Source organism: Shewanella sp. 5S214 (assembly GCF_041439795.1).
In the GTDB taxonomy this organism is placed as follows: Bacteria; Pseudomonadota; Gammaproteobacteria; order Enterobacterales; family Shewanellaceae; genus Shewanella; species Shewanella vesiculosa.
The window spans coordinates 23617-37200 of record NZ_JBGOOV010000033.1 but is presented as its reverse complement, the minus strand read 5'-3'; the positions used below and the strand labels follow the sequence as shown (position 1 = coordinate 37200).

12 protein-coding genes are annotated in these 13584 nt (G+C 41.7%); 6 read left to right on the top strand and 6 right to left on the bottom strand.

Annotation, left to right across the window (positions count from 1 at the left end):
• The first annotated feature begins 217 nt into the window (after positions 1 to 217).
• The 5 genes from astB to xthA all read left to right on the top strand — a co-directional run bounded on the left by astB (position 218) and on the right by xthA (position 4771).
• Positions 218 to 1552, top strand: coding sequence for an N-succinylarginine dihydrolase (gene astB / locus ACED29_RS18300; RefSeq protein WP_371698329.1), 1335 nt, complete (start codon positions 218 to 220; stop codon positions 1550 to 1552).
• A 311-nt stretch (positions 1553 to 1863) separates the two neighbouring features.
• Positions 1864 to 2766: a hypothetical protein gene (locus ACED29_RS18295; protein WP_259395675.1), complete on the top strand. Its 903-nt coding sequence runs from the start codon at positions 1864 to 1866 to the stop codon at positions 2764 to 2766.
• Positions 2767 to 3073: 307 nt separating this feature from the next.
• A complete protein-coding gene (locus ACED29_RS18290; protein ID WP_124016141.1) occupies positions 3074 to 3625 on the top strand; it encodes a septation protein A in 552 nt (183 codons plus the stop codon).
• A gap of 40 nt (positions 3626 to 3665) precedes the next feature.
• Positions 3666 to 3965 (top strand): YciI family protein, encoded by a 300-nt coding sequence (locus ACED29_RS18285; protein WP_182698485.1) that lies wholly within the window; start codon positions 3666 to 3668, stop codon positions 3963 to 3965.
• Positions 3965 to 4771 carry an exodeoxyribonuclease III gene (gene xthA, locus ACED29_RS18280; protein WP_182698486.1) on the top strand — a complete coding sequence of 269 codons (807 nt, stop codon included), beginning with the start codon at positions 3965 to 3967 and terminating at the stop codon, positions 4769 to 4771. The genes ACED29_RS18285 and xthA overlap by 1 nt, the downstream gene beginning before the upstream one ends.
• 343 nt (positions 4772 to 5114) lie before the next feature.
• Here xthA and ACED29_RS18275 read toward each other — a convergent pair whose 3' ends face one another.
• From ACED29_RS18275 to ACED29_RS18250, 6 genes are all read right to left on the bottom strand, one after another.
• Positions 5115 to 6560: a methyl-accepting chemotaxis protein gene (locus tag ACED29_RS18275; RefSeq protein WP_182741536.1), complete on the bottom strand. Its 1446-nt coding sequence runs from the start codon at positions 6558 to 6560 to the stop codon at positions 5115 to 5117.
• Between the two features lie 230 nt (positions 6561 to 6790).
• Positions 6791 to 9034 carry a molybdopterin cofactor-binding domain-containing protein gene (locus tag ACED29_RS18270; protein WP_371698326.1) on the bottom strand — a complete coding sequence of 748 codons (2244 nt, stop codon included), beginning with the start codon at positions 9032 to 9034 and terminating at the stop codon, positions 6791 to 6793.
• A 2-nt stretch (positions 9035 to 9036) separates the two neighbouring features.
• The gene (locus ACED29_RS18265) at positions 9037 to 9489 is read right to left on the bottom strand and encodes a (2Fe-2S)-binding protein (RefSeq protein ID WP_182698489.1); all 453 of its coding nucleotides are present in this window, start codon (positions 9487 to 9489) and stop codon (positions 9037 to 9039) included.
• Between the two features lie 2 nt (positions 9490 to 9491).
• A complete protein-coding gene (locus ACED29_RS18260) occupies positions 9492 to 10100 on the bottom strand; it encodes a nucleotidyltransferase family protein (protein ID WP_124016147.1) in 609 nt (202 codons plus the stop codon).
• 15 nt (positions 10101 to 10115) lie between these two features.
• Entirely contained in the window at positions 10116 to 11138 is a 1023-nt protein-coding gene (locus tag ACED29_RS18255; RefSeq protein ID WP_371698325.1) for an XdhC family protein, read from the bottom strand.
• Between the two features lie 123 nt (positions 11139 to 11261).
• Positions 11262 to 11906, bottom strand: a complete 645-nt coding sequence (locus ACED29_RS18250; RefSeq protein ID WP_182757074.1) for an MBL fold metallo-hydrolase — start codon at positions 11904 to 11906, stop codon at positions 11262 to 11264.
• Between the two features lie 194 nt (positions 11907 to 12100).
• Between ACED29_RS18250 and ACED29_RS18245 the strand changes: the two genes are divergently transcribed.
• Positions 12101 to 13390 (top strand): alpha/beta fold hydrolase, encoded by a 1290-nt coding sequence (locus ACED29_RS18245; protein ID WP_371698324.1) that lies wholly within the window; start codon positions 12101 to 12103, stop codon positions 13388 to 13390.
• Positions 13391 to 13584 lie beyond the last annotated feature (194 nt).

The following is a 13584-nucleotide window of genomic DNA, read 5'->3' as shown; positions in this document are numbered from 1 at the left end:
TTTCACTTAATGATACTTGCGAGCACCTTCAGTGCATTTTTAGTCATTTATACACATTTGTACAAATTAACCACACCTTGTTAACCCTTATAGCTTCAGTATACTGGGGTTAAATTAGCGTTAACTGTAGTCAGCAATCACGTTCCTTTTTTATAAGTAACACAAATAAGTGCAACAACAATAATAATTATTCACTAAAAACTCTCAAGGATCACGAATGAAGCATTTTGAAGCAAACTTTGATGGCTTGGTAGGACCAACCCATAACTATGCCGGATTATCATTTGGTAATGTAGCCTCATTTAGTAATGCGGCCCAAACCTCAAATCCCAAAGCGGCAGCTAAACAAGGTTTGCAAAAAGCCAAATCATTAGCAGACTTGGGAATGGTACAGGGGGTATTAGCCCCGCAAGAGCGTCCAGACCTTTATACACTGCGTCGAATTGGTTTTTCCGGGTCAGATGCTGAAGTTTTACAAAAAGCGGCTCAACAGGCTCCTGCGCTACTTAATGCTTGTTGCAGTGCATCAAGTATGTGGACTGCTAACGCGGCAACCGTATCCCCCAGTGCCGATACCCGGGACGGTAAAGTTCATTTCACGCCAGCTAACTTAGTCGACAAATTACACCGCAGCATTGAGCCTTTCACCACAGGCAATATTTTACAGGCAACATTTAACAACGATCGCCATTTTAAACATCACCAACATTTACCAGAACATGCAAGTTTTGGTGATGAAGGCGCCGCAAATCATACCCGCCTATGTGCTGAATACGGCCATGCTGGTGTTGAACTGTTTGTTTATGGACAATCGGCAACCAATCCTGATGCACCAAAACCGAAAAAATATCCCGCCCGTCAAACCTTAGAAGCATCACAAGCCGTTGCTCGTTTGCATCAGCTTGAAGATGAAAGTTGCGTGTTTATGCAGCAAAACCCTGATGTGATTGACCAAGGTGTATTCCACAACGATGTGATTTCTGTTGGTAATCAAAACGTCCTTTTTTATCATGAACAGGCGTTTTTACATACCGAAGCAAAATTTGATGAAATTCGCCGAAAAATGGATAGTGACATGCATTTTATCAAAGTGGCAACCAGCCAAGTGTCAATTGATGATGCGGTCAAAAGTTACCTGTTTAATACTCAGATCATTACCTTACCGTCTGGTGAAATGGCCATTATTGCACCGACAAACTGCCAAGAAAATCCCGCAGTTTTTGCTTACTTAAATGAACTGATAACCTTAGGCACGCCAATCAAACAGGTGCGTTATTTTGATGTGAAACAAAGTATGCAAAATGGTGGTGGGCCAGCTTGTTTACGTTTACGTGTGGCAATGAACCAACAAGAAGTTGCCGCAGTTAATCAAAACACCCTCATGAATGATAGCTTATTTACTCGTCTAAATACCTGGGTTGATAGGCATTATCGCGACCAATTAACGGTTCAAGATTTAGCCGACCCACAATTGATTATTGAATCGCGCACTGCGTTAGATGAGCTAACACAAATTTTGAAATTAGGCAGTGTTTATCAGTTCCAAAAGTAAACTTTAACGGGGGTCAATAAATGATAGCGGTATGTACAAAATCATAAACTTGACCCATCTCATATCAAACGAGTAATGTGTGTACCAAGCAAGAAATAATAACGTATCCAGTGCTAAGCTTTAGCAAGTTAAATTGTCCACACTAGCGGGCAAATAACGGTTTAATAAACGTTTTTTATCCCGCTTATAGGTTACTGATAAAAATAACAAAAAAGAGTAATTATTCCAGCTATTTTTTTATTGTTAACTATACTTTATTTATCATCAATCAATCACTAAATCGGCGCTGTATGAAAAGTCAGTTAATAAGGATGTTAACACTTGTAATCTTATGTTCATTCAATACCTCAAACGCCTCAGAAAATGCGTTAGAGTTTGAACACACCATAGTTAATTACAATGCCTCCGTTCAAGGTGTTGATCCTAAGCAAGCCTATTTTATTTCACTGTTAGCACTTGCTCTGGATAAAAGTGCTAGCCGCTACGGTACGTTTCAAATGCGTGCAGCCATGATTAATATGCCTCAAAGTCGTACCCTAAAAATGCTGGCCGAAAACAAAAATATCGATGTCGCGTGGAGCATGACAAGTATTGAACGGGAAGCACAGCTTCAAGCAGTCTATATCCCACTATTAAAAGGGCTTATGGGATATAGAATTGGGATTATACGCAAAGGCGACCAAGCACAATTTGATCAACTCACCAGCCTAGAAGACCTAAAAAAAATCCTCATGGGTCAAGGTTTAGATTGGCCTGATACCAATATTTTGAACAGCAATGGCTTTAATGTGGTCCCAGGACCAGAAAAGAGTTTAATTAGTATGTTGCTTAAAAATCGGTTTGATTATTACCCTCGTGCTCTTTTTGAACCTTGGCGCGACCTTGCTCGTCACAGTGAATTAGTAGTAGAAAAGAATATCTTAATACGCTACACAGCCCCAATTTATTTTTTTGTCAGTAAAGACAATCCTCGGTTAGCTGAACGAATTGAATATGGCTTACGAGTCGCCATCGATGACGGTAGCTTCAATGCCATGTTCTATAATCACCCCATCACCGATGGCATGCTCGAAAAATCCGAACTCGACAAACGTAAAGAATTTGTTCTGCATAATCCCTTGTTGTCAGAAAAAAGCGCCAGTCTTCTTGATGAGCCGAAATTATGGTTAACCATCAAAACAGCAACCTCTATTGCGGTACCTCTTTACAATTAAACGCTCAACCTATGCGATGCTCATTGATGATACAGAGATTGCAGGTTTTATAAAAAACATTGATAATCAATAAATTACACTCAGCCACAGCAGGTTTAGCACTACTGTAATCACCTTCTATTACTCACAAACCTAATTAAAAAGGTTTACATTCTTTTGCACAATAGAGGTTTAGAATCCACAGATTAACCACCATATTAATGCGAATGGCAATAACATCATGCTACAATTGGCCACAATTACGATTGAAAATATGATGCAATCATGTCCGAACTAGACATTATCGTTTCCCTAGCCTGAGATTTATATGAAGCAACTGTTAGATTTTTTACCATTAGTCATTTTTTTTGCGGTTTACAAGTTCTATGATATTTACGCCGCTACAGGAGTATTGATCGCGGCAACAGCGCTTCAACTTGTGATTACTTATCTGCTTTATAAACACATTGAAAAAATGCATTTAGCCACCTTCGCCTTGGTCACTGTGTTTGGCTCACTCACACTGTTTTTCCATGACGATGCCTTTATCAAATGGAAAGTCAGTATCGTTTATGCCTTATTCGCCATAGGACTAATTGCCTCACAAATGATGGGCAAACCTGCGCTTAAAAGCATGCTTGGTAAAGAAATGAAAGTTGACGATAAAATATGGGCTCAAGTCACGTGGTATTGGGTTGGATTTTTTGTCTTATGTGCCTTTGCTAATATTTACATTGCGTTTAATTTACCTCTGGAAACCTGGGTAAACTTCAAAGTGTTTGGCCTAACCGCCCTCACCTTAATCAACACCGTTATTACGGTCGTTTATTTGTATAAAAATATGCAAGATGACGATTCGCAAACAACTGATGGTCAATAAGCATTCATGTAAAATAAAATCAAATAAAGGAAGCAACGATATGTGGTATATGATTTCATCTCAAGATGTGGAAAACAGTTTAGAGAAACGCTTATCTGTTCGCGCTGAACATTTAGCCCGTTTACAAGATTTAGCTGATGAAGGCCGCTTATTAACTGCCGGACCACATCCTGCTATTGATAACGAAAACCCTGGTGAAGCAGGTTTTACCGGCTCATTAGTTATTGCCGATTTTGCCTCATTAGAAGATGCACAAGCATGGGCTGATGTGGATCCTTACATTGGTGCTGGTGTGTATAAAAGCGTTATTGTTAAGCCATTTAAACGAGTGCTCCCATAATGAAGATTGTTTCTTTTAACATTAATGGCATACGTGCTCGACTGCATCAATTGCAAGCACTTATAGACAGCCACGCGCCTGACATTATTGGCTTACAAGAAACCAAAGTGCACGACGAAGCCTTTCCGGTTGCAGATGTTGAGGCAATGGGCTACAAAGTTCATTACCATGGCGGCAAAGCACATTATGGCGTAGCCATGCTGTCAAAAGCTGAACCCATTAGTATTATTAAAGGTTTTGAATCTGATAATGAAGATGCTCAGCGTCGACTTATTATTGGCCAATTTACACAAGATAATGGCCGAGTGTTAACGGTATTCAATGGATATTTTCCACAAGGTGAAAGCATTCACCACGAAACAAAATACCCGGCTAAACGTAAGTTCTATCAAGACTTAATGCTATATTTAGAGAAACATCACCAACCAAGCGATGACATAGCAATCATTGGTGATATCAATATATCGCCCACCGATTTAGATATCGGCATCGGTGAAGTGAACGCTAAGCGTTGGTTAAAAAGCGGAAAATGTAGCTTCCAACCAGAAGAACGTGAATGGTTAGCACGTTTACAACAATGGGGCTTTATTGATAGTTTCCGCCAATTGCATCCAGATCGCACTGAACGTTACTCGTGGTTTGATTACCGCAGTAAAGGCTTTGATGATAACCGTGGTCTGCGCATCGACGTGATATTAGTGACCGACTCATTAGTGTCACGCGTAGTCGAATCTGATGTCGATTACGAATTACGCGCGATTGAGAAACCGTCCGATCATGCCCCCATTTGGACTACGTTTAGTTAATCGTTAGGGTGCTGACATAACCTAGCCCCCGACATCGCTTAGCAACAAAAAAGCTATAAGCAATCTTGCTTATAGCTTTTTTAGTTTTACAGCATTCCTTCACCACCGGCTAAGCTTGATAGCTTGATAGTTTGTCAACACGCTCACATGAGCAGAGTAAACGACTCACGTTAGTATATTACAGGCCAAATAATCGCCCTTAAAAGGTTGCTGCTATAAAAATCAAATAATGGCTAAGCATGCATATTAGTAACCCAAGTGATTATCATCACTACTATGCCATCTTTATCGAGCACCTTAACTAACTATCACTGAACGTTGTTATGGGCTGCTTGATACAAAATTAAATTCTATATTGACTTAAAATCGCCGCTAAACCTTGAGATGATTGATGTAAATCTTTCGCTAATATTCCGGCATGTTTTGCAGTACTGCGAATCGTCTCCGATTGCTGACGGATTTGATTAAGTTGCGAGGCAATATCACCAGCAGAGACACTTTGTTGTTCAGCTGAGGCGGCTATCTGGCTACTCATATCAAACACGGCATTAATCGACTCAGCCATGTCGGTAATATCGTCACCGACCGCTTTAATACTTGCACTGCCCTGATCGGCTTCGGTAACAATCACATTGGTAATGCTGGTCAGTTTTTTAGAACCTTGTTGTAAGCCTTCGATCATATTTTGAATTTCAACGGTCGCTTGTTGAGTCCGCCCTGCAAGAGTACGTACTTCATCAGCCACCACAGCAAAACCCCGACCTTGCTCACCAGCACGCGCCGCTTCAATGGCTGCATTTAACGCTAATAAGTTAGTTTGTTCAGAAATACTTTCAATGGTAGTAACTGCAACATTAATTTGGGTGGCATCATGAGATAACTGCTCTACAGATGAAAACGCTTCAGCAATACGCTCAGACAAATAGCCAATCCGCTTAACTGCATCATTAATCTTGCCCTGACTCTGACCCATTTGGGTAGCATTTTGCTTAGTGTTCAAAGATGCATCACTCGCATGATGTGATACATCTGCAATGGCTCCGGTCATTTGATCCATGGCATGCGCTACAGAATCTAAATAATGATGTTGCTGATCAATTAAGTCATCATTAGTGTTAGCTTGATGGTTAAACTCATTGGCGGCAGTCGCTAGGGTTTCTGCATTACTCCGAATAGCGGTCACCATTTCACTCATATTATTGGCACAGCGATCAATTTCATTGGCGATTAAACTGAAATCGTCAGTACCAAAGAAGTTTAATCTCAAGGTTAAATCACCATCAGCTAACCGTTTGATAGCCATGTACATATCCCATAAACCGCCGCCTAACGAGGTTGAGATCCAGTAACTCAGTTGAAATAATGGTAGCAAGCCAACTAATGCGATGATTAGCATAAAATAGCTTTGGCTTAATGGTTCCTGTTCCCAGGATTGAACATTTTGACTCACGCTTAGAAACTGATCGCCGACACTCGCTGATGCTGTAACTTGATCACCACTGCGAAAAGTATTATCACGACCAGATAACTGTAATTGATGAGTTTGTGCAAATTGCTCCAGAGCAGTATTTGTTAAGCCTTGATTATTGGCAACCGAGGCATAACTTTCAGCACTTGCTTTAACCCGCTGTAATGATGACTGAGCAATTAAATCAGTCGTTTGTTGGTAATTCATCAGAGCAATAACACTGGTGATCAATGCAACCAGCGAACACACCACCCAAAATTTTCCATTCAGGCTAAATTTAATCAAAATTGCATCAATGGTTCTAAACTGAATTTGCTTCATATAAGCTTCCTAAGGCAATGCGTTACTATCTCAAATATGAGAATAAGATTAAATAAACAACAGCACCCACTCAATCTGAATCAATACTAAAATTCATTAACGATTCAATTGAGAGTGATTTTAAATTATCGTAAAAAAACAATGCCTAAGTGCGAATACACTTAGGCATTTAGCTTATTTATTATCGGCTTAAGCGCAGTAAACTTAAGTGTTGTAGCTCACGAAAATGGCTAAACCGATAAAAATTTATTAAGCGGTAAATCGCGATATCGTATCCCCGTTGCCGCAAAAATGGCATTGGTTAAACTGGGCGCAACAGGAGGCACACCGGGCTCACCGACACCAGCAGGCTTTGCTATCGACTCAATAATATAAGTGTCAATCTGTGGCGATTGCGGCATACGCAATAACGGATAGTCATGAAAGTTAGATTGTTCGACTTTACCGTCTTTAAAGGTAATTTCGCCCATGGTCGCTAAACTTAAACCAAAAATGATCGCACCTTCTAATTGTGATTTCACTCGATCAGGATTAATCACTCTCCCAGCATCCATCACCGCAATAGATTTCAATACTTTAAGCTGTTTATCTACCACTTCAACTAGCGTAGCAACGGCAACATAGCTAACAAAGCTGCGATGCACCGCCATACCCCAACCTTGGTTTTTAGCCGCTTTAGGGGCATCTGCCATTACGGCTTCTAACTTGTCGAGCACTTTATGATAACGCCCTACATCCACGGGATGATCGGCTAAGTCTTCACCGTAATTTCCATAGGTAAAGTTTTGGTTTTCAAACGGTTCGATACGCGCTTTACCTAATAAATCACGCCACATTTGTACACAGGGCTTATTAGCATTTACGGCTATCTCGTCAACAAAACTGCCAATACCAAAAGCATGCTGAATATTACACACAGAACGCATCCAACCAATACGCGTATGCGCGGGCGCTTTGACGACTTCAAGTTGAATGTGCTTAAGCGCTAACGGTACGTCACTAAAACCTAAATCGAGCTCACCAGCTGAAGGGTATTCAACCCCTTCGGCAAATGTTGAACTGATTGACGGAAAGCCTGTACGGGCTAATAGTGCGGTGGGCATCTTATTATTGTCGAGAGCGACTTGGTACATCTGCGCACTGATAGCATGATAATAACCATTCTGAATTTCGTCTTCACGGCTCCAACATACTTTGACGGGTTTATTGAGCTTTTGCGATAAAATGGCGGCTTCAACACTAAAGTCAGGCTTAGATTTACGCCCAAAACCACCACCCAGTAAAGTCACGTTAACGGTAACTTGCTCTTCTTTTAACCCTAATGCACCAGCCACATTTTGCTGGGTACTTTGTGGGGTTTGGCTCGAAGCCCACAACTCACATCCATTAGCAGTTACATTTGCTGTTGCTACTGGTGGCTCCATCATAGCATGGGTTAAATAGGGCACAGTGTAAACAGCCTTAACTGTTGACGCTTCAGGCCAATCAGTGACTGACTCACCCAACTGGCGCATCACTTTACCTGGTTGGTTTACTCTCTCGACCAACCCCTGCAGGTATGTGTCTGAATTGTGGCTATCATTAATCGATTTAGACCAGGTAATCACCAACGCTTTACGCGCTTCAATCGCACTCCAACTGTTAGTGGCAATCACTGCGACGCCGCCTAAAGCCTGAAATAATGGTGCACCTTTCGGAACGGGTAAGGTAATAATGTCAACCACCCCGGCTATTTTACGGGCTTTGGTGTCATCAAGGCTCAGCACATCACTGCCTAATACTGGCGGACGAGTGATACTGGCATACAACATACCGTCTAATTTAATGTCATAGCCGTAAATCGCTTTGCCCGTGAGCATGGCATCCATATCGACAATAGTATGAGATTGACCAATATGGGTAAATTCACTTTCTGGCTTTAGCACTACAGAATCTAATTCTGGCATCGGTAATCTCGATGCCGCTACAGCCAACTCACCGTAACTAAGGCTTTTGTTACTGCCTTTATGATGGATCTTATGGGCTTTAGCATACACCTCCGCAACCGGAACTTGCCAAATTTGCGCCGCAGCTTGTTCAAGCATGGTTCTTGCGGTCGCGCCCATTTGACGCATACGATGATAATGTTTACGAATACTGCGGCTACCATCAGTATTTTGGCTGCCATAGCGTTTATCCGCTAAGCCTTGCACCACTACAACCTTATCCCAATCAGCTTCTAACTCGTCAGCCAAAATTTGCGGTATGCCTGTTCTAATCCCTTGTCCCATCTCAGAACGATGACAAGTCAAATACACTTTATTGTCTTCACCGATAGCAACAAACAAGTTCATCAGCGCTTGCTTGTCTTCAGCTAAGGCCATTGGGCTCCAACTTAAACTGGTTGCCCCTAGAGCGAGTCCACCACCGACTGCACCAAATAACTTTAATACATTACGGCGACTAATATTCTCAACAGCTGTGAATGTGGTCATGATCACGCCTCCGAAGCCGATTGAATGGCGGCTTTTATCCGTGGATACGTACCACAACGACAAATATTACCCGACATCGCATCAAGGATTTGGGTTTCAGTCGGTTTAGGCGTGCTGGTGAGTAAGGCTGCGGCAGACATTAACTGCCCAGCCTGACAATAACCACATTGCGGCACATTATGCGCTAACCAAGCTTGCTTTAGTTTTTCAGCCTCAAGACCTTCAATAGTGGTAACTTGCTTACCCTGAACTTGCTTTAAGCTGGTTAAACAACCACGCATTGGACTGCCGTCAACATGGATAGTGCATGCACCACAAAGCCCTGCTCCACAACCAAATTTAGTGCCAGTTAGACCTAATATGTCACGCAATGCCCAAAGTACTGGCATATTAGGGTCGGCATCAAGGGTAAAATCCTTTCCATTGACCATCAATTTTTGTGTTGGGGTTGTCATAATCAATCCTTATTATCTAACCAACGTACTAAGTCAGCAGGTGTATCAATATCAAATTGCGCTTGTTCCATCACAATAATGTTCAAGCTATTATTTTTATCATTTTGTTTTAAAATGCTTTTTGCACCATTATCGCCATCAAGAGACATCAATATTTTAATATCTTCAGCTGAAAAGATAGCAGGTACACCTACGCTATGCAGGTAAAAAGCACAGCTAGTTAACTTATTATGGATATATGCTTGGATCAATTGTAAATAATCACTGCTTTGTAATGCGACTTGGTCGGCTAACACCACCAGTAAAGCATCCGCCTGTTGCGTTTGGGCATATTGGCCAGCAAGTTTCACTGAACTGGACAAACCTAAATGCCAATCATGATTAATAATTCGCTGATGATTGGCCGTTATCGCTAACACTTCATCGGTTTGATGGGCACCCAACATCACCACCGCAGGTGCAATACCTGCCGTTTGAGTCACAACATCAAGTGTCTGTAAGCTGTGTGCCAGCAAACTTTGTTCGCCTTGCACTTTAGCAACAATTTTAGCGCTGTTAAATCGGCTGCTTGCCCCAGCAGCTAGGATCACTGTAACTATGTTTGCCGTCATTTACGTATCAACTCGCTAAGACAGCATTACAGTATCAAGACTAGTTATCTTGCTTTGATAAAGTACGCCATGGCACTGGGACAATATGCTCAGTCCAACCGAACCAGGCAGCTCGCCCCCTAATGCCAACCCTGCTGGTGCCGAAAAATAACCACTAAAGTCATCGATATTAAGTTCAGCCATGCTCAACACCTTGTCACGGCGGTGAGTCGGACCTAATAATGAAATATACGCTAGGGATAAAGGTTGCAGTACCTGTAATGTTTTAGCATCAATCTGTAAATTATGACTCATCACAAAGGCAGCATCTAAACTGGCCAACAGTGAGCTTGACACATCCTTGGTCGCTTTTTTGATGATCTGGCAGCCAGGAAAATCATAAGTACGTGCGTACGCAGTACGTTCATCAAATACAGTGACTTTCCAACCTAACGTTTGCGCCATTTGCGCAATTGGTTGGGCATCTAAACCGCCACCAAAAATACCAATATGCACAGGTGGCCTGATAGGAATATGTAACACTGAGTGATCTTCAAAGGCTTCTTTGTGGGTTTTAGTATTGAGAGTGATAACGGTAGCTTGCTCTGATTTTTGTTCAACAAAGTGACCACTGAGTTGGTCGGCCGGCGTGCCATCAGCAACGATATCAATTTGATATACACCTGAATGACTGCGCATCAAAGCATCATGAACACTCACTAAACCAAGATAATTGTTAGATTTATTCAACGACACCATCATGATATTAACGATGCCACCACAGCCAAGTTGATAACTGGTATCAGACTCGTCAGTTGCATCATAGGTTAACTGAATAACTTGCTGAGTTTGAATCGCACGTTGCGCGTGACGACGGAGATCCGCTTCAAGGCAACCACCACTTAACATTCCTAAGCTTTTGCCCATGGGATGAAATAGCATTATTGCGCCTGGTTTGCGGTAAGAAGAGCCTTGTACTTGAGTGAGAACGGCGAGTACCCAGTCTTCTTGATAAGAAGGTAACCAGGTATCGAGTAAATCAACGAGGTGTTGAACCATTTGAACTGTCCATCATATGTAAACGCATACTCTTAAGCTAACAGACTGGGTTTACAATGCAAAGAATCAATAGTTTCAACTTATTAATAAATAACCTCAACGACCTAATTGTGTAGAAAAGTGTTAATCAAATAACTGATCCGCAACAAAAGGGTTATGTTGTCGTTCATCTGCAAACGTCGACATTGGGCCATGACCAGGAATGAAACTCACATTGTGACCTAATGGCCATAACTTGGTAGTGATTGATTGGAGTAAGTCTTGATGATTGGATTGCGGGAAATCGGTACGACCAATTGAGCCACGAAAAAGCACATCGCCCACCCAGGCTAAATTAGCAAAAGCATTATAAAAAATAATGTGTCCTGGTGTGTGTCCAGGGCAATGCAAAACTCGTAAATGTTGCTCACCAACACTTAGCACATCATCTTCATTAAGGTATTGGGTTGGCTCAAAAGCTTCTACACGCGGAAACCCAAAGTTTTGACTTTGTTTTACCAAGTTTTCTAACCAAAATTTATCCGCAATGTGCGGACCAATGATCGGAATAGCTAATTCGCTCGCCAATGCCGCCGCCCCACCAACATGATCAATATGCCCATGGGTTAATAATATTTTTTCAACCGTTAAGCCTAACTTAGCCACCTCAGCTAAAATCCTATCAATGTTACCACCAGGATCAACTACCGCAGCCTTCAAGGTCTTTTCGCACCAAATAACACTACAATTTTGCTGAAAAGGCGTTACGGGGATGATTTGATACTTCATTGACAACCTCGTTGTTTAATAATCAGTGGCTAATTATCGGTTAATTCTACCTAGGCAGATTTGATCTAGATAGCTATTTAAGATGATTTGCATCAAGTTAGTGATTGTTAATCATTAACATGGCTCATAAAATAACGTTACTTACGGCTGAATAAGCTTGATATCACCATTAATCATGACCCAATAGGCATTTTATGCACACAGAACTCACCTTAGCAGACATTGTTGCTCGTAAGCACTTTTTCTCGGTGCCATTAGATTATCAACAAAGTCCCAGTAAACAGATTACGGTTTTCGCTCGGGAAATTGTCAGTGTTGAAAACCAACATAAAAAACTGCCTTATTTAGTATTCTTTCAAGGTGGGCCAGGATTTGGTGCCGTCAGGCCGATCAGCAATAACGGCTGGATAAAACGTGCGTTAACTGAATATAGAGTGTTATTGCTCGACCAGCGGGGCACCGGATTATCAAGCCCAATCAATGCCACCAGCTTAAGTTATATGAACGCCACCGACCAGGCTGATTATTTAAGTTTTTTCCGTGCCGACAACATTATTCGCGATGCAGAATATATTAGAGCCAAACTATCCCCAGACCAACCTTGGAGTATTTTAGGCCAAAGCTTTGGTGGCTTTTGTGTGCTGCATTATTTGTCTGCCGCGCCTGAAGGCCTAAAAGAAGCCTACATTACTGGCGGCATACCTTCACTTAGCCGCCCTGCTGATGAAGTATATCAAGCGACATATCAACGAGTCATCGCCAAAAACAACGACTTTTTCAAACGCTTTAGTGATGCCCGCAGCTTAGTTGATAACTTAGCCAGCCACCTTTATCAAAACAAAGTGTACTTAGCCACAGGCGAATTACTGACAGTTGAAATGTTGCAATTGTTAGGGATTAATTTAGGCATGGAACAAGGGCCAGAAGCGGTCTACTATTTGCTTGAACAAGCCTTAATCGAAACACCCCACGGTATTGATGTTAATCCGTTATTTTTACATCAATTTAGTCATTTCCTCGACTACAGCACTAATCCTATTTTTGCTTTATTGCACGAATCTATTTACTGCCAACATAAGGCTTCAGCGTGGGCGGCCCATCGAGTGAGAGCGCAGTTTGAACAATTCAATTACCGTCCGAATAAGCCATTATTGTTTACAGGTGAAATGATTTACCCATGGATGTTTGCTCAATTTGAAGCATTAATGCCATTACAACCTGCAGCAGACTTAATCGCGGCTAAGAAAGATTGGCCGGCATTATATGACCTTGAAACGTTAGCGAATAATAAGGTTCCGGTAGCAGCCGCTATTTACAGCAACGACATGTTTGTCGAAATGCAATACAGCCTAGAAACCGCTAAGCAAGTCAACAATCTCAAGTATTGGCTGACATCAGAATATGAACACAACGGCATCCGCATGGATGGCGAACGCATTTTTGATAAGCTTATTAGCCTCAACCGCGGTCATTGTTTACGTTAATGCATCAATCAACCAAGTTTGTGTAATGAAAATAAACTGGCATAAGATTAACTAAAACAAAGCGATAAACCTAAAGTCACCGTCCGAAGTGTCAGAAATAGCATGATGAGAACCCTGTGGTAACATCATGCAATTTATCACACATCACGGCGTCAGAGGTTTTTCACATCAGATGTACTCTCTGGGCTATGAGG

What these genes read in the sequence shown, in the direction of transcription:
- astB (WP_371698329.1), top strand. Translation starts at nt 218, where the DNA reads ATGAAGCATTTTGAAGCAAACTTTGATGGCTTGGTAGGACCAACCCAT.
- ACED29_RS18295 (WP_259395675.1), top strand. Translation starts at nt 1,864, where the DNA reads ATGTTAACACTTGTAATCTTATGTTCATTCAATACCTCAAACGCCTCA.
- ACED29_RS18290 (WP_124016141.1), top strand. Translation starts at nt 3,074, where the DNA reads ATGAAGCAACTGTTAGATTTTTTACCATTAGTCATTTTTTTTGCGGTT.
- ACED29_RS18285 (WP_182698485.1), top strand. Translation starts at nt 3,666, where the DNA reads ATGTGGTATATGATTTCATCTCAAGATGTGGAAAACAGTTTAGAGAAA.
- xthA (WP_182698486.1), top strand. Translation starts at nt 3,965, where the DNA reads ATGAAGATTGTTTCTTTTAACATTAATGGCATACGTGCTCGACTGCAT.
- ACED29_RS18275 (WP_182741536.1), bottom strand. Translation starts at nt 6,560, where the DNA reads ATGAAGCAAATTCAGTTTAGAACCATTGATGCAATTTTGATTAAATTT.
- ACED29_RS18270 (WP_371698326.1), bottom strand. Translation starts at nt 9,034, where the DNA reads ATGACCACATTCACAGCTGTTGAGAATATTAGTCGCCGTAATGTATTA.
- ACED29_RS18265 (WP_182698489.1), bottom strand. Translation starts at nt 9,489, where the DNA reads ATGACAACCCCAACACAAAAATTGATGGTCAATGGAAAGGATTTTACC.
- ACED29_RS18260 (WP_124016147.1), bottom strand. Translation starts at nt 10,100, where the DNA reads ATGACGGCAAACATAGTTACAGTGATCCTAGCTGCTGGGGCAAGCAGC.
- ACED29_RS18255 (WP_371698325.1), bottom strand. Translation starts at nt 11,138, where the DNA reads ATGGTTCAACACCTCGTTGATTTACTCGATACCTGGTTACCTTCTTAT.
- ACED29_RS18250 (WP_182757074.1), bottom strand. Translation starts at nt 11,906, where the DNA reads ATGAAGTATCAAATCATCCCCGTAACGCCTTTTCAGCAAAATTGTAGT.
- ACED29_RS18245 (WP_371698324.1), top strand. Translation starts at nt 12,101, where the DNA reads ATGCACACAGAACTCACCTTAGCAGACATTGTTGCTCGTAAGCACTTT.